This is a genomic window from Pseudomonas persica, assembly GCF_900291015.1.
Taxonomy (GTDB): Bacteria; Pseudomonadota; Gammaproteobacteria; order Pseudomonadales; family Pseudomonadaceae; genus Aquipseudomonas.
Genome location: NZ_OLKL01000048.1, coordinates 78,697 through 100,389 on the forward strand (window position 1 = coordinate 78,697; position 21,693 = coordinate 100,389).

Consider the following 21,693-nt stretch of genomic DNA (forward strand, 5'->3'; position numbering starts at 1 on the left):
TACCCCACAAATGAAAACGCCGCAGCCCCTTTCAGGGCCACGGCGTCAGATCAGCCTGGAAGGCAGATCAGGCGAACGGATGGCGCAGCACGATGGTCTCGTTGCGGTCCGGGCCGGTGGAGATGATGTCGATCGGCGCGCCGATCAGCGCTTCGATGCGCTTGATGTAGGCGCGAGCGTTGGCTGGCAGTTCTTCCAGGGTCTTCACGCCCAGGGTCGATTCGCTCCAGCCTGGCATCTCTTCGTACACCGGCTCCAGGCCGATGTAGCTGTCGGCATCGGAAGGCGCGTCGATGACGGCACCGTTCTCGTTCTTGTAGCCAACGCAGATGTTGATGGTTTCCAGGCCGTCCAGTACGTCCAGCTTGGTCAGGCAGATGCCGGAGATGCTGTTGACGTCGATGGCGCGGCGCAGGATGACGGCGTCGAACCAGCCGCAACGGCGCGCACGGCCGGTGGTGGAGCCGAACTCATGGCCGCGCTTGGCCAGGGTGGCACCAGTCTCGTCGAACAGTTCGGTCGGGAATGGACCGGACCCCACACGAGTGGTGTAGGCCTTGGTGATACCCAGGATGTAGTCCAGGTACATCGGGCCAACGCCGGAACCGGTGGAGATACCGCCAGCGGTGGTGTTGGAGCTGGTGACGTACGGGTAGGTACCGTGGTCGATGTCCAGCAGCGAGCCCTGGGCACCTTCGAACATGATGTCCTTGCCGGCACGACGCAGGTTGTGCAGCTCGGCGGTGACGTCGAGCATCATCGGCTTGAGCTGTTCGGCGTAGGCCATGCATTCGTCCAGGGTCTGCTGGAAGTCGATGGCCGGTTCTTTGTAGTAGTTCACCAGCTGGAAGTTGTGGTAGTCCAGCAGCTCACCCAGCTTGGCGGCGAAACGCTCGCGGTGGAACAGGTCGCCCACGCGCAGGCCGCGGCGTGCGACCTTGTCTTCGTAGGCTGGGCCGATACCACGGCCAGTGGTGCCGATCTTGGCTTCGCCACGAGCTTTTTCGCGGGCCTGGTCCAGGGCAACGTGGTACGACAGGATCAGCGGCGCAGCCGGGCTGATGCGCAGGCGCTCGCGCACCGGTACGCCCTTCTCTTCCAGCTTGGTGATTTCACGCATCAGGGCATCCGGGGCAACGACCACGCCGTTGCCGATCAGGCACTGTACGCCTTCACGCAGGATACCGGACGGAATCAGGTGCAGAACGGTCTTTTCACCGTTGATCACCAGGGTGTGACCCGCGTTGTGGCCACCCTGGTAGCGCACTACGGCGGCAGCATGTTCGGTCAGCAGATCGACGATCTTGCCTTTGCCCTCATCACCCCACTGGGTGCCCAGGACGACGACATTCTTACCCATTACATTGGTCCTCATTCACGCAAACTTGGTTGCCGGCCTACTGCCGGCGCAGAAACTCACTGGGCCAGCGGCAGAACCTGCCAGCGCCCGTCTTGCTGAATCAATTGCCGATCACAATCCGCCTCGAGAGCAGCACTCAACGGCTGGCCAGGCAGGGCCTGGACCACACGCTGGCCCTCGTTGCGCAACTGGCAGACTTGCTGCCAGAGGGCCGCGTCACCACTGTCCGGCATCCAGATGCCGCCAGTTGGCAATACGACCTCCGCTCGCCCCAGTGTGACCAGGGTCTTCAAATCCGTGGAGAAACCGGTGGCCGGGCGGGCCCGGCCAAAGTCGGCGCCGATGTCGTCATAGCGCCCGCCCTGGGCGATCGACTGACCTTCGCCCGGCACGAACACGGCGAACACCACACCCGTGTGATAGTGGTAACCGCGCAGCTCGCCGAGGTCGAAGTACAGCGGCAGGTCCGGGAAGCGCGACGCCAGGCGATCGGCGATCGCCAGCAGGTCGTCCAGCGCCGCCAGCACGCTGGCCGGGGCACGACCCAGGCGCACGCGGGCTTCGGCCAGGACTTCGCGGCCGCCGCACAGCTCGACCAGCGCGCGCAGCATGTTGCCCAGGTCCTTCGGCAGGTCGGCGGTCAGCGCCTGTACTTCATCCACGGCCTTGCGCTGCAGGGCGTCGAACAGCTGCTGCTCGACCGCACCGGACAGGCCGGCAGCACGGGCCAGACCGCGGTAGATACCGACATGGCCAAGGTCCATGTGCACATCGGGCACATCGGTCAGTTGCAGCGTGGCGAGCATCAGGCTGATGACCTCGACATCACTGGTGGGGCTGGCGTCGCCGTACAGTTCGGCGCCCAGCTGGATCGGGCTGCGCGAGGTGGACAGGGCCCGCGGCTGGGCGTGCAGCACGCTACCGGCATAGCACAGGCGGCTCGGGCCTTCACGGCGCAGGGTGTGGGCGTCGATGCGCGCCACCTGCGGGGTGAAGTCGGCACGGAAGCCCATCAGGCGGCCGGACTGCGGGTCCACAACCTTGAAGGTGCGCTGATCCAGGTCCTGGCCGGCGCCGGTAAGCAGCGACTCCAGGTACTCGATATGCGGGGTGACGACCAGTTCGTAGCCCCAACTCTGGAACAGGTCCAACACCTGGCGGCGCGCGATCTCGATGCGCGCAGCCTCAGGTGGCAGTACTTCCTCGATGCCATCTGGCAGCAGCCAGCGGTCTACCGTTGCCATTACGCCATTTCCCCTCTGGTCCGGGCGGCTTGCCAGCAGGCGAGCCGTCAGTAAAGCCGGTATCGCGCACAGCAGCGGGCAGCACTGATCCCAGCGCAGCCACCGTACACGACACCCTCGAATTGCCTTGCGACCTGAGCAAATCGTCAACTGGCGGCTTGCCAATCAACCTGCAGACGCAAAAAAGCCGGGAAATTTCCCGGCTGCCTCATCATACACCCCTTTTCATTCAGGATGCACCCCGCCTGGTGTTTTAGCTGCCAGGCGGGGCGCCGCTGCATGGAAATCAGGGCCTGAGCATCACGGTTTGCTCTTGTCCAGGAAGCGGAAGAACTCGTTCTTCGGGTCCAGGACCAGCACGTCGCTCTTGCTCGAGAAGCTCTCGCGGTACGCCTGCAGGCTACGGTGGAACGCGTAGAAATCAGCGTCCTGGGTGTAGGCCTTGGCGTAGATGGCGGCCGCCTGGGCGTCGCCGTCACCGCGGGTTTCCTCTGCTTCGCGATAGGCCTCAGCCAGCAATACGCGGCGCTGACGGTCGGCATCGGCACGGATACCTTCAGCCAGCTCGTTACCCTTGGCGCGATGCTCGCGGGCTTCACGCTCACGCTCGGTACTCATGCGGTCGAACACGCTGCGGTTGACTTCCTTCGGCAGGTCGATGGCCTTGACGCGCACGTCGACCACCTCGATGCCCAGCTCCTTGGCGGCCATGCGGTTCAGCGATGCAGTGATGTCAGCCATCAGCGCGTCACGTTCACCGGAAACCACTTCGTGCAGGGTACGTTTACCGAACTGGTCACGCAGGCCGCTTTCCAGACGACGCGACAGGCGCTCGTCGGCGATCTGCTTCATGCCGGACGTGGCGGTGTAGAAGCGTTCGGCGTCCTTGACGCGCCACTTGGCGTAGGCGTCGACCATCACCGCTTTCTTCTCCAGGGTCAGGAACCGCTGGGTCGGGGCGTCGAGGGTCATCAGGCGGGCGTCGAACTTGCGCACCTGGTTCACGTACGGAATCTTCACGTGCATGCCCGGCTGGACATCCGCCTGGACTACCTTACCGAAGCGCAGCAATACCGCACGCTCGGTCTGGGACACGATGTAGAAGCTGTTCCAGGCCACGATGGCCAGGACCACGGCGGCGATCAGGGCGATCAGCGATCTGTTGCTCATCAGCGGCTCTCCCTAGTGCGCAGCGGCTGCTGTTGCTGTTGCAGGTCCTGCGCCGCACGGGCGGCCGCATCGTTGACCGATGGCGACACGCTGGTCGGCGCGGCCGGGTTGCGGCTGCCTTCGACCATCTTGTCCAGCGGCAGGTAGAGCAGGTTGTTCTGCCCGTCCTTGGTCGCCACCATGACCTTGCTCGAATTGCTGTAGACCTCTTGCATGGTCTCCAGGTACAGGCGCTGTCGGGTTATGTCAGGTGCCTTGCGATACTCGGCGACCAGCTTGGTGAAGCGGTCGGCCTCACCCTTGGCGCGGGCGATGACTTCGTCGCGGTAACCGTTGGCGTCCTCGATGATGCGCTGGGCCTGACCACGGGCTTCCGGCACCACGCCATTGGCGTAGGACTCGGCCTGGTTGCGGGCACGCTGCTCGTCTTCGCGGGCACGGATCACGTCGTCGAAGGCTTCCTGCACTTCACGCGGGGCTGCCGCGCTCTGCACGTTGACCTGGGTAACGCTGATACCGGTGCGGTAGGTGTCGAGGAAGCGCTGCAGGCGTTCGCGGATATCCACGGCCATCTGCTCGCGGCCTTCGGTCAGCACCTGGTCCATCGAGGTGGAACCCACCACGTGGCGCAGGGCACTGTCGGTTGCGTGCTGCAGGCTGACCTCAGGTTGGTCGACGTTGAGCACGAAGTCCTGCAGGTTGCTGATCTTGTACTGGACGGTCAGCGGTACCTCGACGATGTTCTCGTCTTCGGTCAGCATCTGGCCCTGTTTGGTATAGGCACGCTCGCGCGTGACGTTCTCCATGTACTTGCGATCGATCGGCGGGAAGTAGATGTTCAGGCCGGGACCGACCGTCTCATAGTACTTGCCGAAGCGCAGCACCACCGCCTGCTCCTGCTCGTCGACCACGTACACGGCGCTGTACAGCCAGATCGCAGCCAGTACCGCCAGGCCGATGCCCAGCAGGCCCAGGCCACCGCCCTTGCCGACATTGCGGTCACCGCCGCCACGTTTCTTGCCACTGCCGAACATGCCGTTCAGGCTGTCCTGCAATTTGCGGAAGGCCTCGTCCAGGTCTGGTGGACCTTTCTTGTCCCCACCGCCGCCACCGCCATTCCGGCGACCGCCCCAGGGATCCTGATTGTTCGAGTTGCCACCCGGCTCGTTCCAAGCCATAGCGCTCTCCATCTGATAAAGCAAAGACGCGCCCACGGCGCGCCGTCCAATGCTACAGAATGCCTGTCACTGCTGCCCGGCGACCTCGACGAGCATTTATTGCAAAGTGTGTTGCTCGACAAACACTTGCGGCTCCATGCCTTCGCGGCTGACTAGGCGATTCAGTTCGACCATGGGCAGTCGCACGCTCAGCAGGCTGCGCCCTTCTTCATCATGCTCTTCACTCTGCACGGCACCCAAGGCAAAGAATTGCGCGCGCAAGCGGGCAAAACGCTGCTCCAGACACAGGGTACCGACAAACAGATCATCCCCCAGCAACTCGGCAATCGCCTGGCCGACCAGCTCCAGGCCACGCCCATCGCGTGCCGACACCCAGACCCGTTCCGGCTTGCCATCGGCATTGCGCTGGATCTGCGGCTCGACATCTTCGAGCAGGTCGAGTTTGTTATACACCTCGAGGATCGGCAACCCTTCGGCACCAATCTCGCCCAACACCGCCAGCACCTGCTCGATCTGCTCCATACGCTCTGGCTCATGGGCATCGATCACATGCAGCAACAAGTCGGAGTTGCTCGACTCTTCGAGCGTAGCCCGAAATGCCTCGACCAGCTTGTGCGGCAGGTGGCGAATGAAGCCCACGGTGTCGGCCAGCACGATCGGCCCCAGGTCGTTCAGTTCGAGCCGGCGCAGGGTCGGGTCGAGGGTGGCGAACAACTGATCCGCGGCATATACCTCGGATTCGGTCAGGGCGTTGAACAGCGTGGACTTGCCGGCGTTGGTATAACCCACCAGCGACACCGACGGGATATCCGCGCGTTTGCGCCCACGGCGCGCCTGCTCGCGCTGGCTGCGCACCTTCTCCAGACGTGACTTGATCTGGCGAATGCGCACCCGCAACAGGCGGCGGTCGGTTTCCAGCTGGGTTTCACCCGGGCCGCGCAGGCCGATACCACCCTTCTGTCGCTCAAGGTGGGTCCAGCCGCGCACCAGCCGCGTGCTCATGTGCTCGAGCTGGGCCAGTTCGACCTGCAGCTTGCCTTCATGGGTACGCGCCCGTTGGGCGAAGATATCGAGGATCAGCCCGGTACGGTCGAGCACACGACATTCGAACACGCGTTCGAGGTTGCGCTCCTGACTGGGCGTGAGGGTGTGATTGAAAATCACCAGATCTACCTGTTCGGCATGGACCAGGTCGTGCAACTCTTCGACCTTGCCACTGCCAATCAGGTATTTGGCGGAAGGCTGATGCCTTGTCACCGTGACCAGCGAGACGATGTCGGCACCGGCCGACAATGCCAACTCCTGGAACTCCTGCGGGTCTTCGCGCGCCTCAGGGTTCTGACCTTCCAAGTGAACGAGCAACGCCCGCTCACCACCACCGTGGCGCTCAAAGAACAATGCAGGCTCCTATCAGGCGTTGCCTGGCTCGCTGTCGCCGTGCTCGGCATCGGACGGGCTTGGCAGGCGAACCGGACGGGCAGGAACCACGGTCGAAATGGCGTGCTTGTAGACCATCTGGCTGACGGTGTTCTTCAGCAGTACCACGAACTGGTCGAAGGACTCGATCGACCCCTGCAGCTTGATGCCGTTGACCAGGTAAATGGATACCGGGACCTTTTCTTTTCTCAAGGTGTTCAAGTAAGGGTCTTGTAGCGAATGCCCTTTTGACATATGCCGCACTCCTGTAAGGATAAATAATAGAAAATCAAGAAAATCGATAAATTAGGCCGCCCCTTCGCAAGAATAGACGGCAATCAGCAGGGACTCAGCTCAATATGGAGATGGCCCCAAGGTATTTCAAGGTGCGGGACAGATTGTCGCAGGCCAGGCTGTCGAGCCAGTGTACTTCAGGCCAGCCACGCAACCAGGTGAACTGCCGTTTGGCCAGCTGCCTGGTGGCAATGATACCGCGCTCACGCATCTCATTCTCATTCAGCCTGCCGTCCAGGTAGTCCCAGACCTGCCGATACCCCACTGCCCGTATAGACGGCAGCCCGGCGTGCAAGTCACTTCTGGCTCGCAGCGATCGGACCTCGTCGACGAAGCCCTGTTCCAGCATCTGTGAAAATCGTAACGCAATTCGCTGATGCAAAATGTGACGATCTGTAGGAGCAATCGCCAAACTCGCGACAGTATAGGGCAAATGTCCGCCAGCGCCTGCGTCTGCGCCGCGACTTTCCGCGAATTGACGTTGCCGATGTGCTGTCATGCTCTCGCCACTCACCCGGTACACTTCCAGTGCCCGGATCAGTCGCTGCGGGTCGTTGGGGTGGATACGTGCCGCCGACTCGGGGTCAACCTCGGCCAACTGGCGGTGCAACTCGGCCAGGCCCAGCGCTTCGGCCTGGGCCTCCAGTTCGGCACGCACCGCGGCATCGGCCGCCGGCATGTCGGCCAGGCCATCGATCAACGCCTTGTAGTAGAGCATGGTGCCGCCTACCAGCAGCGGGATCTTGCCGCGCGCGGTGATCTCGGCCATGGCCTCCAGGGCATCGGCACGGAACTGCGCAGCCGAATAGCTTTCGGCCGGGTCGCGAATATCGATCAACCGGTGCGGGTGGGCAGCGAGGATTTCTTTTGACGGTTTGGCCGAACCAATGTCCATGCCGCGGTAGACCAGCGCCGAGTCGACGCTGATCAGCTCGCACGGCAAAACCTTGGTCAGTTCGATGGCCAGGTCGGTTTTACCGGCCGCCGTCGGGCCCATCAGGAATATTGCAGGGGGCTTGCCGCTCATTTCATCGACCGCGCAGGAAGAGTTTGTCCAGATCGTCCAGGCCCATCTGGGTCCAGGTGGGGCGACCATGGTTGCACTGACCGCTGCGCTCGGTGTTCTCCATGTCACGCAGCAGGGCGTTCATCTCGGGGATCGCCAAGCGCCGGTTGGCGCGCACGGCGCCGTGGCAGGCCATGGTGCCGAGCAACTCGTTGAGGTGCGCCTGGATACGGTCGCTGGTACCGTATTCCATCAGGTCGGCGAGCACATCCTGCACCAGGCGGTTGGCCTCGGCCTGCTTGAGCAAGGCAGGGATCTGGCGGATCGCCAGGGTCTCGGGGCCCAGGCGCTGCAGTTCGAAGCCCAGCCGCTGGAACCACTGCGCGTGCTCTTCGGCGCAGTCTGCTTCACGCTGGCTCAAGGCCAGGGTCTCGGGCACCAGCAGCGGCTGGCCGCTGAGGCCTTCGCTGGCCATGGCCACCTTCAAGCGCTCGTACATGATGCGCTCGTGAGCGGCGTGCATGTCTACCAACACCAGGCCGATAGCGTTCTCGGCCAGGATGTAGATACCCTTGAGCTGCGCCAGCGCGTAGCCCAGCGGGGGGATGTCACCCTGGCTTTCGGGCAACGCTGTCGTCGGCGCCGCACCTTCATCCAGCGGCTTGTAAAACTCGCGATACACCGCTTGCGCCTCGGCAGCCGGCAGCGCCTGCGAGGGACGCGGGGTGTACTGGTATTGGTAACCCGCGCCACTGCCGCCATTGGAAAACGACTGTTGCGGGGCACGCGGCTGCTCAAGCACCGGCGAGGCCAGGCGCATCTCGCCCTGGGGGCCGAACTCGCCGGCCTGCTGGCCCGTGGCGCGGACCATCTCGGGCACTGCGGCAGGCGCAGCCACCTGGTCTTCCGGGCGCACATCGGCCAAGGCGCGATGCAAGGTGCCATACAGGAAATCGTGCACCGAGCGCCCCTCACGGAAACGCACTTCGTGCTTAGTAGGGTGCACGTTGACGTCGACGCCGTTGGGCTCCAGCTCCAGGAACAGCACGAAGGTCGGGTGCCGGCCATTGAACAGCACGTCGCGGTAGGCCTGGCGCACGGCGTGGGCGACCAGCTTGTCGCGCACCGCACGGCCGTTGACGAAGAAGTACTGCAGGTCTGCCTGGCTGCGCGAGAAGGTAGGCAGGCCGACCCAGCCCCACAGGCGCAGGCCGTTGCGCTCCACGTCGATCGGCAGCGCCTGCTCCATGAAGCCCGGGCCACAGATGGCGCCCACTCGCCGCGCACGGGCAGTTTCATCGTGGGCCTCGTGCAGGCTGAGGATGCTCTTGCCGTTGTGGCGCAGGTGGAAGCCGACATCGAAGCGCGCCAGCGCCAGGCGCCGGATCACTTCCTGCAGGTGATCGAATTCGGTTTTCTCGGCCTTGAGGAACTTGCGCCGGGCCGGGGTGTTGAAGAACAGATCGCGCACTTCCACCGAAGTACCCACCGGGTGCGCCGCCGGCTGTACCCGCGGGGTCATGTCGCGGCCTTCGGTTTCCACCTGCCAGGCCTCGCTTGCGCTGGCGGTACGCGAGGTCAGGGTCAGGCGTGCCACCGAGCTGATCGAGGCCAGGGCCTCACCCCGGAAGCCCAGGCTCAATACCCCTTCGAGGTCTTCCAGCTCGCGGATCTTGCTGGTGGCGTGACGGGCCAGGGCCAGCGGCAGGTCGTCGGCGGAAATGCCGCTGCCATCGTCACGCACCCGCAGCAGCTTGACGCCGCCCTGCTCCACTTCCACGTCGATACGCCGGGCGCCGGAGTCCAGGCTGTTCTCCAGCAACTCCTTGGCGACAGAGGCCGGCCGCTCGACAACCTCGCCGGCGGCAATCTGGTTGGCCAGCCGCGGGCTGAGCAACTGGATGCGCGAACCACCACTCATTGCGAGGCCAATGTGGTAGCAGGGATATCGAGGCGCTGGCCGACCTTCAGCTCATCGGTCTTGAGGCTGTTGGTGCTGCGCAGGCTGGTCACGCTGACCTGATAGCGCACAGCGAGCATCGCCAGGGTCTCGCCAGGGCGTACCGTGTGCTCACGCGGGCCAGCGGCGATCTTGCCGGTGTCGCGCAGCCAGGCGATGTAGGTGCCAGGCGGCGGGTTCTGCTGGAAGTACTGGCGCACACCGGTGTGGATAGAACGTGCCAAGGCCTGCTGATGGCTGGCGGTGGCCAGCTTGGCGGCTTCGTTGTTGTTCGAGATGAACCCGGTTTCAACGAGGATCGATGGAATATCCGGCGACTTCAGCACCATGAAACCGGCCTGCTCCACCCGTTGTTTGTGCAGCGAGGTAATGCGGCCCATGTTGCCCAGCACCTTCTGCCCGACATTGAGGCTGGAGCTGAGCGTGGCCGTCATCGACAGGTCGAGCAACACGCCGGCCAGCATGCGGTCCTTGTCGTCGAGGCTGACGTTACCGGCACCACCGATCAGGTCGGAACGGTTTTCCGTGTCGGCCAGCCAGCGCGCGGTCTCGGAGGTGGCGCCGCGGTCGGACAGCGCGAACACCGAAGCGCCAAAGGCGGCGCGGGACGGCGCGGCGTCGGCATGGATCGAGATGAACAGGTCGGCGCCCTTCTTGCGGGCGATTTCCGTGCGCTTGCGCAGCGGGATGAAGTAGTCGCCGGTACGGGTCAGCTCGGCCCGGAAGCCTTTTTCGCTGTTGATCTGGCGCTGCAGTTCCTTGGCGATCTGCAACACGATGTCTTTTTCGTGCTGGCCACGCGAACCGGACGCACCCGGGTCTTCGCCGCCGTGGCCGGCGTCGATGGCAACCACGATGTCACGCTTGCCGTTGGGTACCGGCGGCAGCTTGATGGCGGGCTGGGCCGGGGTCACCGGCACTGCCGGAGTGGTTGCAGGCGTTGGTACCGGAGCCGGTGTCGGGGGCGGCGCGCTGGCCGCGATGGCGTCGGCTTCCTGGTCGTACAGATCGACCACCAGGCGGTTGCCATACTGGGCATTGGGCGCCAGGGTGAAGCTCTTGGGGGTGACCGACTTTTTCAGGTCGACCACCACGCGCAGGTCGGTCGGGGTGCGCTGGGCCGAACGCACGCTGCTGATCGGCGTATTGGCGGTAGCCACGTTCAGTGGTGCAGCCAAGGTCGCGCCATTGATGTCGATCACCAGGCGATCAGGTGCACTCAGGGTGAAGACGCTGTGCTGCACGGGGCCAGACAGGTCGAAGACCAGCCGCGTGTTATCGGGCGCGCGCCACAGGCGCATGCTCTTGACTTGAGTGACGGCCAGAGCGTCAACGGTCACCGTTGTCAGCAGCAGCCCAACGATGGCGACCAGTGCGCGTATGCGCATACCTACCCCACTTACTGTTTATAGTGTTCGGCCAGTGCCACGCACCAGGCCTCGCCGCGAGCCCCCTGCGGCGAAAGGATCAGCGAGCGTCCGCCCGCTTGGGGGCGTATGGTAATGGTCAGGTCGGGCTTTGGCAAAACGCCCGCACCCTTTTCTGGCCACTCGAACAGGCACAGCGGGTCGCCCTCGAAATAGTCACGAATGCCCATGAACTCCAGCTCTTCCGGATCGACCAGGCGATACAGGTCGAAATGGAACGCCCGCACCTCACCGATTTCGTAAGGCTCGACCACGGTGAAGGTCGGGCTTTTCACTGCACCAGTATGGCCCAGGCCACGAATCAGGCCACGCGACAGGGTGGTTTTACCCGCGCCCAGGTCACCTTCCAGAAAAATCACGCCATGACCGCCGGTCACCTCGGCCAGTCGTGCGCCGAATTTGACCGTGGCCGCTTCATCGGCCAGAAACAGGTTTAAGCCAGACACGCAGAATGCTCCTCCAACAACTCACGAATGACCGGTGCCAGATCGCTGGCGGCCAGGCCTCTACCTTTAACGCCGAGGCGCTCGCCGGCACAGGCGTGCAGCCATACCCCCAGACCCGCGGCATGCCAGGCATCCAGGCCCTGGGCCAGCAGCGCCGCCAGCACGCCAGTCAGCACATCGCCCAGGCCGGCACCGGCCATGGCCGGGTGGCCACGTTCGCACAGCAGCAGTTGCCCGGCCGGGTCGGCTACCAGAGTGCCGGCCCCTTTGAGCACGCAGACGCTGTTGTAACGGCGCGCCAGCTTGCGCGCGGCGCCCGGGCGGTCAGCCTGCACCGCCTCGGTGGAAACACCCAGCAGCCGCGCCGCCTCCCCCGGGTGCGGGGTCAGGATGCTGCCACTGGGCAGGGCCAGCGGGGTGCGCGCCAGCAAGTTCAGGGCATCGGCGTCCCACACCTGCGGGCGCTCGGCATTGGCCACCGCCGACAGCAGGCTGCGGCCCCAGGCTGCCTGGCCCAGACCGGGGCCGACCACCAGCACCGATGCGCGCTCCAGCACGCCCATCAGCTGGTTGGCCGAACTGGCGCCCAGGCACATGACCTCGGGCAGCCGTGCCAGGCTGGCGGCCACATGCTCGGGCCGGGTCGCCACGCTGACCAGCCCGGCGCCACAGCGCAGGGCGGCTTCGGCACTAAGCAGCACGGCACCACCGGTACCGAGGTCGCCACCGACCACCAGCACATGGCCGAAGTCGCCTTTATGGGCATGCGCATGCCGCGCCGGCAGGTGCGCGACAGTCACGCTGCTGAGCAGTTGTGGGGTATGGCTGGGTTGTTTGGTCTGCGGCATGGGGTCAAAGGCTCCAATGTCTGGCAGAATTATACGCACCTGAGCCCGTATTGCCTTGCCCATCAATGTCCACCTGTACGCCTGACCTCGCCCAACTGGCCCAATCGATCAAGATTTGGGGCCAAGAACTCGGTTTTGCCCACGTCGGCATCGCCGGGGTCGACCTTGGCGAACACGAACACCACCTGCAGCGCTGGCTCGAGGCTGGCTATCAGGGCGAGATGGATTACCTGGGCGCCCACGGCAGCAAGCGCGCGCACCCAGAGCAGTTGATCCCCGGCACGGTGCGCGTGGTATCGCTGCGCATGGACTACCTGCCAGGCGACACGCAGATGGCGCAGCGCCTGGCACAACCGGAAAAGGCCTACGTGTCACGCTACGCCCTGGGCCGGGATTACCACAAACTGGTGCGCAAACGCGTGCAGTTCCTGGCCGATCGCATTCAGGAAGCCATCGGCCCGTTCGGTTACCGCGCCTTCGTCGACAGCGCTCCGGTGCTGGAAAAGGCCCTGGCCGAGCAGGCCGGGCTGGGCTGGATCGGCAAGAACACCCTGCTGCTCAACCGCAAGGCGGGCAGCTACTTCTTCCTCGCCGAGCTGTTCGTCGACCTGCCGCTGCCGGTGGACGCAGCCACCACCAGCGAACATTGCGGGCGTTGCCAGGCTTGTCTGGACATCTGCCCGACCCAGGCGTTCGTCGGGCCTTATGTGCTGGATGCGCGGCGTTGCATCTCGTACCTGACTATCGAACTGCGCGGGCCGATCCCTGTCGAGTTGCGTTCGAAGATGGGCAACCGGGTGTTCGGTTGCGATGACTGCCAGATCGTCTGCCCATGGAACCGCTTTGCCAGGCACAGCCAGGAACAGGACTTCCAGCCACGGCACGGGCTGGAGAATGCCGAGTTGGCGGAGATGTTCCTGTGGGATGAAAGGACCTTCCTGCGCAAGACCGAAGGCGGGCCGTTGCGCCGGGCCGGGTATGAGCGCTGGTTGCGCAACCTGGCGGTAGGGTTGGGCAATGCGCCTTCGACGATCCCGGTGATCGAAGCGCTGAAGGCGCGACGCGAGGATGCGTCAGAGCTGGTGAGGGAGCATGTGGAGTGGGCGCTGAGGCAGCACGGCATTTCGTAGCCACAAGCCTCTGTGGGAGCGGGTTTACCCGCGAAGAAGCCACCGCGGTGGATGGCACGGGCTACGCCCGTGTTCGCGAGTGAACCCGCTCTCATAGAACTGCACATAACTCGTTGAATTAGCAGGGCCCCTGTGGGAGCGGCTTTAGCCGCGAACACCGGCGCAGCCGGTGCCATGCACCGCGTTGGATTCTTCGCGGCTAAAGCCGCTCCCACAGGATGCACGGACCGCTTGCGAATTCAGTTCTCTATGCGACAGCGCAGCCCAAAGGGCTGGGCCAGCTCCCACAGGGATTGCATCAAGGCTATTGCTGGTCGTTGTAATGGAACTTGGGCATTTCCCAGTGGAACCGGATCGCCAGCAACCGCAACAGAAACCCGCCAAACAAGGTCAGCAGCATCGCCTGCTCCGCCGGCACCTTGAAGTACACACACCCCAGATAGAACCACGCCGCGGCGAAGGACACGCTGGCGTACAGCTCGCGGCGGAACACCAGGGGAATGTCGTTACAGAAGATATCCCGCAAGATCCCGCCAAATACCCCGGTGATCACCCCGCTGATCGACGCCACCAGCATGCCCTGCCCCATCTCCAGCGCGGTCATGCAGCCAATCAGGGTAAAGGCCACCAGCCCCAGGGCATCGAGCACCAGGAACAGCGAGCGCAGGCGGCGCATCATCGGCGCGATGAAAATGGTCAGCAGCGCCGCACAGCTGGTCAGTACCAGATACTCCGGGTGCTTCACCCAGGTCAGTGGGTAATGCCCGAGCAGCACGTCGCGCACCGAGCCGCCACCCAGGGCGGTGACGCAGGCAATCAGCACCACGCCGAACCAATCCATGCCGCGGCGGCCGGCAGACAACGCACCGGTCATGGCTTCGGCGGTGATGGCGATGAGGTAGAGCATCAACAACATGGTGCGGGGTCCGTTCGGGCGTGCGAGAAAGGCGCGCAGTCTAACCAGTTGCCCCTGGCACCAAAAGGGGGCGCAGATACAATATCTGCGCCCTTTCGGCTCACACCTTGATGAAGTGCTCGCGATAGTGGCGCAGCTCGGCGATCGATTCGCGGATGTCGTCCAGTGCCAGGTGGGTGTTGCCCTTCTTGAAGCTGTCACGCACGTCAGGCGCCCAGCGTGCAGCCAGCTCCTTGAGGGTCGAGACATCCAGGTTGCGGTAGTGGAAGTAGTTTTCCAGGTTGCGCATGTGGCGGTAGAGGAAGCGGCGGTCCTGGCAAATGCTGTTGCCGCAGATCGGCGATTTGCCTTTCGGCACCCACTGCTCGAGAAACGCAATGGTCTGCGCCTCGGCTTCGGCCATGTCGACCTTGCTTTCGCGTACGCGCTGGGTCAGGCCAGAAGCGCCATGGGTGCGGGTGTTCCACTCGTCCATGCGCGCCAGCACTTCGTCACTGTGGTGGATAGCGATCACCGGCCCTTCGGCCAGGGTGTTCAGCTCGCTGTCGGTGACGATGGTGGCCATCTCGATGATGACGTCGCTGTCCGGATCCAGGCCGGTCATTTCCAGGTCGATCCAGATCAGGTTCTGTGGGTTTTGCATGCGGGGGCTCCTCGTGTAGGCCGTCATAGTAGCGTAGTGGCCAAGGCACGCCCATTCACGCCACGAAGGTAAGCGAAATGGTCCGGCGGCTGGCGTGCTAAACTGCCTGCCGTTTTCAACCTGCCCACACGCACGGAACCTTCATGGCCAAACGCCAGCTCAATCGTCGCCAGAACTGGCGCATCGAAAAAATCCAGAACGAGCGCGCCGCGCGTGCGGCCAAACGCGAACAGCACGCACTGCAGGAACTGGAAGGTGGCGACCTGGGGCCGGAGCAGCTGGGCCTGGTGATTGCGCACTTCGGTGTGCAGGTGGAAGTGGAAGCCCAGGACGGCGAAGCCGCGGGCCAGGTGTTCCGCTGCCACTTGCGCGCCAACCTGCCAGCGCTGGTTACCGGCGACCGCGTGGTATGGCGCGCGGGCAACCAGGGCATTGGCGTGATCGTCGCGCAGATGCCGCGCAGCACCGAGCTGTGCCGGCCGAACAACCACGGCCAGCTGAAGCCGGTGGCGGCCAACGTCGACCTGATCGTGATCGTCTTCGCCCCCGCGCCCGAACCGCACCCCAACCTGATCGACCGTTACCTGGTGGCGGCGGAGCACGCCGGCATTCGCCCGCTGCTGCTGCTGAACAAGGCCGACCTGGTCAACGACGAGAACGGCCCTGGCCTGCATGCGCTGCTGGAGGTTTACCGCGAGCTGGGTTACCCGCTGCTGGAGGTCTCGGCGCACCACGGTGACGGCATGCAACGCCTGCAACAGATGCTCGACGGCCACATCAGCGTGTTCGTCGGCCAGTCGGGGGTGGGCAAGTCGTCGCTGGTCAACAGCCTGCTGCCCGACGCCGACACCCGCGTCGGCGACCTGTCGGAATGGTCTGGCCAGGGCACCCACACCACCACCACCGCGCGGTTGTACCACTTCCCCAATGGTGGCGACCTGATCGACTCACCGGGCATCCGCGAGTTCGGCCTGGGTCACGTCAGCCGCAGTGATGTGGAGGATGGCTTCATCGAGTTCCGCGACCTGTTCGGCACCTGCCGCTTCCGCGACTGCAAGCATGATCGCGAACCGGGCTGTGCGCTGCTCAAGGCGCTGGATGAAGGGCGCATCAAACCGCAGCGCATGAACAGCTATCGCTCGATCATCGCCAGCCTGCCGGAAGACAGTTACTGACATCTCTTCAAGGGCAGTGCATATCCTGCAGGAGCGGGTTTACCCTAAGCTTTACCGGGGCTGCCTTGCAGCCCATCGCCGGCAAGCCAGCTCCCACAGGGACCGCGTAATTCTCGAGGTCTGCGCTGTACCTGTGGGAGCTGGCTTGCCGGCGATGGGCCGCAACGCGGCCCCAGATATCAGCTTTTAAGCGAAGACTGCCAGGACCGTGCCGGGCTTACTGTTCCTTGGCCTCATCCATCTTCAGTGCCCCTTCCTCGAAGATGTTCAGCTTCTGGCGCAGCTCGCGTGGCTGCATAGGTGCCTGCTCGGTCTCCGCTGGCACAGCCGGTGCCGCAGCGGCTGGCGCTGCAGCCGGTGCGTCCGGCGTACCCTGCTCACCTTCGATGTCGCGCTGGGCCTTCTTGGTCAGCACGATGATATCGATGCGGCGGTTGACCGGGTTGAACGGGTTCTTGCGGTCGAACAGCGACGACGAGGCGTAACCCACCACCCGAGCCACCTGGCCATCCGGGTAGCCGCCGGCCACCAGCGCACGGCGCGCGGCGTTGGCACGGTTGGCCGACAGCTCCCAGTTGCCGAACTCGCCACTGCCGGCGTAGGGCTTGGCGTCAGTGTGGCCGCTGATACTGATCTTGTTCGGCACCGCCTTGATGGTGTCGGCCATGGCCAGCAGAATGTCCTCGAAGTACGGCTGCAGGCGCGCGCTGCCAATGTCGAACATCGGCCGGTTCTCGGCGTCCATGATCTGGATGCGCAGGCCGTCCTGGGTGATCTCGAACAGGATCTGGTCCTTGAACTTCTGCAGCTGCGGATTCTCTTCCACCTTGTTCTGCAGTTCCTGCAGCAGCAACTCCAGGCGCTCACGCTCGACCTGCTCGGCCATGGTCTCCACCTGATCCTTGTCCAGCTGGATGCTGGTATCAGGCGTCGGCTCCGACTTGGCTTCGGGGTTGATGGTCTTTTCCGGCGCCAGCTCCGGCGAGCCACCCAGGTCGATGACGTAGGGCGTACCGCTTTCCGAGAAGCCGATCGGGTCCTTGAAGTAACCGGCAATGGCGATCTTCTGTTCTGGCGTGGCGGTGGACAACAGCCACAGCACCAGGAAGAACGCCATCATCGCCGTGGCGAAGTCGGCGAAGGCGATTTTCCAGGCGCCACCGTGGTGGCCGCCGCCATAGCGCTTGACGCGCTTGACGATGATGGGCTGATTGTTCTCCATGACTCAGCGACCGCGAACCGCTTGTTCCAGCTCGGCGAAGCTTGGGCGATGCTTGGGGTACAGCACCTTGCGCCCGAACTCGACCGCCAGCGAAGGCGGCATGCCCGAGGCCGAGGCCACCAGCGAAGCCTTGATCGATTCGTAGAGGTTCAGCTCTTCCTTGGCATCGTGCTCCAGGCACTTGGCCAACGGGCCGAAGAAGCCGTAGGCCGCCAGAATACCGAAGAAGGTACCCACCAGCGCCGCACCCACATGGAGGCCGATGGAGGCCTGGTCACCATCGCCGAGCGAGGCCATGGTCACCACGATACCCAATACCGCCGCGACGATACCGAAGCCGGGCATGCCGTCGGCGATGCCGGTCACCGCATGGGAGGGGTGCTCCAGCTCTTCCTTCATGCTCAGCAGTTCCATGTCGAACAGCCCCTCGAGCTCGTGCGGGGCCATATTGCCGGTGGACATGATGCGCAGGTAGTCGCAGACGAACGCGGTCATGCGCTCATCGGCCAGCACCGTCGGGTACTTGGCGAAGATCGGGCTGGCGGCGGCGTCCTCGATATCGGCCTCGATGGCCATCATGCCTTCACGACGGCTTTTGTTGAGGATCTCGTACACCAGGCCCAGCACTTCCAGGTAGAAGGCGTGAGTGAAGCGCGAACCGAACATCTTCATCGACTTCTTGATGACGTGCATGGTCATGTGGCCAGGGTTGGCCTGCAGGAATGCACCAAAGGCCGCACCGCCGATGATCAGTACCTCGAACGGCTGGATCAGCGCCGCGATTTTGCCGTGGGAGAGCACGTATCCGCCGAGCACGCTCGCGAATACGACGATGATGCCGATAATTTTAGCCATAGGTTCAAAGCACTTGCTGTCGTGGTCAGGGGAAGAGGCGGGAGCTTTAAAACTCTTCTTCTACTTATCGGCAGAACTGCGCCAGACTATAGCCACTCATTGCGAAAAGCCAGTTCGGACTGATGTCAAAATGCCAAATGAAACCAAGGTGCCCGCTCAGGCTCCACGTACGTTAGAGGCCTGGGTAAAGCTGCTCGAGAGTGTTCGCATCCCCGTGCCGAAGCACAGCTACGACCGGGTCATGGCCGCCATCCACGATAGCCGCCGCTCGCTGCGCGATATCGCCGAACTGATGCAGGATAGCCCGGCACTGGTGCTGTCGGTGATGCGCGAAGCCAATCACCCCACCAATGCCAGCCTGGCAGAGCCCGCCGAAAGCCTGGAAGTCGCCCTCAACCGCCTGGGCCTGGAGCGCAGCGAACAGCTGCTCAAGCGCCTGCCAGCGGTGCCCGTCGAAGAGATCCCGCCGGTACTGTGCCAATTCCAGCTGATCAGCCAGCACGCTTCGCAGCAGGCCAACGGCCTGTTCGCCAGCCGTCTGGCACGGCTGTGGCAGGAAATCCACTGGGGCAGCCTGCTGTTCCTGTCGCCACTCTGGCCGCTGGCGCTGGCCTACCCCAAGCTGCTCGACACCTGGGAGCTGCGGGTTATCCACAAGGGCGAAGATGCCGCCCAAGTCGAGGAAGAGCTGTTTGGCGTACGCATCATGGCGCTGTGCCAGACCATGGCGGAGTACTGGCGCCTGCCACAATGGGTGACCCAGGGTTACCGCCTGCTGCTGGAAGAGCGCGACCAACTGGCCCAGGTGCTCAATATCGCCCGCGACCAGGACCTGCTCAGCCAGCAACACCGCCTGGATGCCGAGCCCGGCCTGCGCCGCTGGTTCAACCAGCCGGCCAACACCGTACTGCTGGCCAACAACCTGGCCCTGGCGGCACAGGTGGGTTGGGACAACCCGCACCTGCTGCGCTGGCAACTACTGACTGCGCTGTACCTGCAGACCTCGCTGGAAGACGTGCAGCAGCAGGTGCACCAGCAGGCTGCAGCCAGCGCCCGCCGCCATGCCCAGCATGCCCTGTTCCACCCGGCCGAAGCATTGATCTGGCCCTGGCACCAGCGTCGTCCGCACCCGGACATGCTGGCACCGCCAGCGCCCAGCAGCGACGACCTGGCACGCTGGCGCAAGCTGTGCCAGCACCTGCTGGCCCAGCCCAGCCCGTTCACCAACACCGTGCACCTGGCCACCCAGGCCCTCGAGGCCCTGCTGGCCTGCGGCATGCAGCGCATACTGCTGTTGAGCCTGGACAAGGCCAGCGACCACCTGCGTGTGCAGCACCTCGCCGGCCTGCCCAAGGAGGCCGGGGCCCTGGTCCTGCAGGTGTCGCAGAACAAATTGCTGAAAAAGCTGCTGGCCCAGGCCGGGCAATTGCGCATAACCCCGGAAAACCACAGCCAGTTCTCGGCCCTGCTGCCGGCCCCGCTGCGCGCCTTGTTCCGTAGCGAGCACGTGTTGCTGCGCTCGCTGGCGGTGAACGACCAGGTGCTGATGCTGATGGTGGCCGACCAGGGCTGCCGGCCTTTGGCCGATGTCAGCGTGCAAGCCTTCGGCAAGACCGCACAATGCACCGAGCGGGCACTGTCGGTGTTTGCCAACCGCAAGGCCTGAGCCTTGCGCTACAATCGCCCCTCTTTCCACACTGGAGACCGTGGATGACTGACTTTTCCGGCCTGCCCCTGGTGATCGAAGCCGCGGACCTGTTGCCACGTCTGGATTCGCCACAGCTGATCCTGGTCGACCTGAGCAGCGCCAACCGCTATGTCAGCGGGCATATCCCCGGCGCACGCTTCGTCGAAGGCAAGCGTACCCAGCTCGGCCAGCCCCCCGCGCCCGGCCTGCTGCCGGCCCTGGGCGAGCTGGAAAAACTGTTCAGCGAACTCGGCCACCGCGACGACGCCGTGTATGTGGTGTATGACGATGAAGGCGGCGGCTGGGCCGGGCGCTTCATCTGGCTGCTCGACGTGATCGGCCACAAGCGTTACCACTACCTCAATGGCGGCATCCAGGCCTGGCCGGCCGACAAGCTCTCCACCGAAGTGCCCGCCAGCGGCAACACCCCGGTGCGCCTGCGCATCGACAGTGCGCCCACCGCCACCCGCGAGTACCTGCAAAGCCGGCTGGGCGCCGACGACCTGGTCATCTGGGACGCGCGTGGCCCGCAGGAATTCCGCGGCGAGAAAGTGCTGGCAGCCAGGGGCGGCCATATTCCCGGCGCGATCAACTTCGAGTGGACCGCCGGCATGGACCTCAACGACCACCTGCGCATCCGCCCCGACATCGCCGAAGTCCTGAAGAGCCTGGGGATCACCCCAGACAAGGAAGTGATCACCCACTGCCAGTCACACCGCCGCTCCGGTTTTACCTACCTGGTGGCCAAAGCCCTCGGCTACCCACGCGTCAAGGCCTATGCCGGCTCGTGGAGCGAATGGGGCAACCACCCGGACACGCCTGTAGAAGTCTAAGGAACCTGCATGAAATCCCGTTTGTTCATCATCAGCCAGTACCTGCTGCCGCACCACCTGCTGTCGCGGCTGGCCGGCTGCATCGCCGAGTGCCGCATGCGCTGGTTCAAGAACGCCTTCACCGCCTGGTTCGCCAAGCGCTACCAGGTGAACATGGCCGAAGCCCTGGTCGAAGACCTGAGCGCCTACGAGCACTTCAATGCATTCTTCACCCGCGCCCTGAAGCCGGGTGCCCGCCCGCTGGACGAGACCCCAGGCGCCATCCTGTGCCCGGCCGACGGCGCCGTCAGCCAGCTTGGCCCGATCGAGCACGGCCGCATCTTCCAGGCCAAGGGTCACGGTTTCAGCGCGCAGGAGCTGCTAGGCGGTGACCCGGCCATGGCCGCGCCGTTCATGGGCGGCGAGTTCGCCACCATCTACCTGTCGCCCAAGGACTACCACCGCGTGCACATGCCACTGGCCGGCACCCTGCGTGAAATGGTCTACGTGCCGGGCCGCCTGTTCTCGGTCAACCAGACCACCGCAGAGAACGTCCCCGAGCTGTTCGCCCGCAACGAGCGCGTGGTCTGCCTGTTCGATACCGAGCGCGGGCCGATGGCCGTGGTGCTGGTTGGCGCGATGATCGTCGCTTCGATCGAAACCGTGTGGGCCGGGCTGGTGACGCCGCCCAAGCGTGAGCTGAAGACCTTCCGTTACGACGAAGCCAGCCGCGCGCCGATCCACCTGGAGAAAGGTGCCGAACTGGGCCGCTTCAAGTTGGGTTCGACCGCTATCGTGCTGTTCGGGCCGGAGCAGGTGAAGTGGGCTGAAAGCCTGGGGGCTGGTTCTGCTGTGCGCATGGGCCAGCAATTGGCAGCGCCCGTGCAGGCTTGATTCAGCAGCA

At 64.2% G+C, this 21,693-nt stretch carries 20 protein-coding genes; 5 read left to right on the plus strand and 15 right to left on the minus strand.

Annotated elements, in window-relative coordinates:
* Positions 1-67: 67 nt before the first annotated feature.
* From FQ664_RS23225 to FQ664_RS23275, 11 genes are all read right to left on the minus strand, one after another.
* Positions 68-1,360, minus strand: a complete 1,293-nt coding sequence (locus FQ664_RS23225) for an adenylosuccinate synthase (RefSeq protein ID WP_063911922.1) — start codon at positions 1,358-1,360, stop codon at positions 68-70.
* A 56-nt stretch (positions 1,361-1,416) separates the two neighbouring features.
* Positions 1,417-2,604 carry an ATP phosphoribosyltransferase regulatory subunit gene (locus FQ664_RS23230; protein ID WP_144175163.1) on the minus strand — a complete coding sequence of 396 codons (1,188 nt, stop codon included), beginning with the start codon at positions 2,602-2,604 and terminating at the stop codon, positions 1,417-1,419.
* Positions 2,605-2,904: 300 nt separating this feature from the next.
* Positions 2,905-3,774: a protease modulator HflC gene (hflC, locus tag FQ664_RS23235; protein ID WP_144175165.1), complete on the minus strand. Its 870-nt coding sequence runs from the start codon at positions 3,772-3,774 to the stop codon at positions 2,905-2,907.
* Positions 3,774-4,952, minus strand: coding sequence for an FtsH protease activity modulator HflK (gene hflK, locus FQ664_RS23240; protein WP_144175166.1), 1,179 nt, complete (start codon positions 4,950-4,952; stop codon positions 3,774-3,776). The genes hflC and hflK overlap by 1 nt, the downstream gene beginning before the upstream one ends.
* 96 nt (positions 4,953-5,048) lie before the next feature.
* On the minus strand, positions 5,049-6,350 hold the full coding sequence (gene hflX, locus FQ664_RS23245; protein ID WP_144175168.1) for a ribosome rescue GTPase HflX: 1,302 nt from the start codon (positions 6,348-6,350) through the stop codon (positions 5,049-5,051).
* Positions 6,351-6,362: 12 nt separating this feature from the next.
* Positions 6,363-6,623, minus strand: coding sequence for an RNA chaperone Hfq (gene hfq, locus FQ664_RS23250; protein ID WP_114170563.1), 261 nt, complete (start codon positions 6,621-6,623; stop codon positions 6,363-6,365).
* A gap of 94 nt (positions 6,624-6,717) precedes the next feature.
* Positions 6,718-7,689, minus strand: a complete 972-nt coding sequence (gene miaA, locus FQ664_RS23255) for a tRNA (adenosine(37)-N6)-dimethylallyltransferase MiaA (RefSeq protein WP_144175170.1) — start codon at positions 7,687-7,689, stop codon at positions 6,718-6,720.
* Between the two features lies 1 nt (position 7,690).
* Positions 7,691-9,589 (minus strand): DNA mismatch repair endonuclease MutL, encoded by a 1,899-nt coding sequence (gene mutL / locus FQ664_RS23260; protein ID WP_144175172.1) that lies wholly within the window; start codon positions 9,587-9,589, stop codon positions 7,691-7,693.
* Positions 9,586-11,016 (minus strand): N-acetylmuramoyl-L-alanine amidase, encoded by a 1,431-nt coding sequence (locus FQ664_RS23265; RefSeq protein ID WP_144175173.1) that lies wholly within the window; start codon positions 11,014-11,016, stop codon positions 9,586-9,588. The genes mutL and FQ664_RS23265 overlap by 4 nt, the downstream gene beginning before the upstream one ends.
* An 11-nt stretch (positions 11,017-11,027) precedes the next feature.
* Positions 11,028-11,501, minus strand: coding sequence for a tRNA (adenosine(37)-N6)-threonylcarbamoyltransferase complex ATPase subunit type 1 TsaE (gene tsaE / locus FQ664_RS23270; protein ID WP_144175174.1), 474 nt, complete (start codon positions 11,499-11,501; stop codon positions 11,028-11,030).
* The gene (locus tag FQ664_RS23275) at positions 11,489-12,349 is read right to left on the minus strand and encodes an NAD(P)H-hydrate dehydratase (protein WP_144175175.1); all 861 of its coding nucleotides are present in this window, start codon (positions 12,347-12,349) and stop codon (positions 11,489-11,491) included. The genes tsaE and FQ664_RS23275 overlap by 13 nt, the downstream gene beginning before the upstream one ends.
* A 65-nt stretch (positions 12,350-12,414) precedes the next feature.
* Here FQ664_RS23275 and queG point away from each other — a divergent pair, with 65 nt between their 5' ends.
* Positions 12,415-13,479 (plus strand): tRNA epoxyqueuosine(34) reductase QueG, encoded by a 1,065-nt coding sequence (gene queG / locus FQ664_RS23280; RefSeq protein ID WP_144175176.1) that lies wholly within the window; start codon positions 12,415-12,417, stop codon positions 13,477-13,479.
* 304 nt (positions 13,480-13,783) lie between these two features.
* Here the strand turns inward: queG and FQ664_RS23290 are convergent, their stop codons facing one another.
* Positions 13,784-14,395 (minus strand): trimeric intracellular cation channel family protein, encoded by a 612-nt coding sequence (locus tag FQ664_RS23290; RefSeq protein WP_063911932.1) that lies wholly within the window; start codon positions 14,393-14,395, stop codon positions 13,784-13,786.
* Positions 14,396-14,495: 100 nt separating this feature from the next.
* Complete coding sequence (orn, locus tag FQ664_RS23295; RefSeq protein WP_013974443.1) at positions 14,496-15,038, minus strand: oligoribonuclease; 543 nt, start codon at positions 15,036-15,038, stop codon at positions 14,496-14,498.
* Between the two features lie 143 nt (positions 15,039-15,181).
* On the opposite strand from orn, the gene rsgA reads away from it, so the two are divergent.
* On the plus strand, positions 15,182-16,213 hold the full coding sequence (rsgA, locus tag FQ664_RS23300; RefSeq protein ID WP_144175177.1) for a small ribosomal subunit biogenesis GTPase RsgA: 1,032 nt from the start codon (positions 15,182-15,184) through the stop codon (positions 16,211-16,213).
* Positions 16,214-16,430: 217 nt separating this feature from the next.
* Here rsgA and motB read toward each other — a convergent pair whose 3' ends face one another.
* Together motB and motA are read right to left on the minus strand one after the other, a co-directional pair.
* Positions 16,431-17,435, minus strand: a complete 1,005-nt coding sequence (gene motB, locus FQ664_RS23305) for a flagellar motor protein MotB (RefSeq protein ID WP_144175178.1) — start codon at positions 17,433-17,435, stop codon at positions 16,431-16,433.
* 3 nt (positions 17,436-17,438) lie between these two features.
* Positions 17,439-18,290: a flagellar motor stator protein MotA gene (gene motA, locus FQ664_RS23310; RefSeq protein WP_015272014.1), complete on the minus strand. Its 852-nt coding sequence runs from the start codon at positions 18,288-18,290 to the stop codon at positions 17,439-17,441.
* A gap of 130 nt (positions 18,291-18,420) precedes the next feature.
* Between motA and FQ664_RS23315 the strand changes: the two genes are divergently transcribed.
* From FQ664_RS23315 to asd, 3 genes are read left to right on the plus strand one after another with little or no spacing between them, the layout of a single operon-like run.
* Entirely contained in the window at positions 18,421-19,956 is a 1,536-nt protein-coding gene (locus FQ664_RS23315) for an HDOD domain-containing protein (RefSeq protein ID WP_144175180.1), read from the plus strand.
* A gap of 44 nt (positions 19,957-20,000) precedes the next feature.
* Entirely contained in the window at positions 20,001-20,810 is an 810-nt protein-coding gene (locus tag FQ664_RS23320; RefSeq protein WP_144175182.1) for a rhodanese-like domain-containing protein, read from the plus strand.
* Positions 20,811-20,819: 9 nt separating this feature from the next.
* On the plus strand, positions 20,820-21,683 hold the full coding sequence (gene asd / locus FQ664_RS23325) for an archaetidylserine decarboxylase (protein WP_144175184.1): 864 nt from the start codon (positions 20,820-20,822) through the stop codon (positions 21,681-21,683).
* Positions 21,684-21,693: the final 10 nt, after the last annotated feature.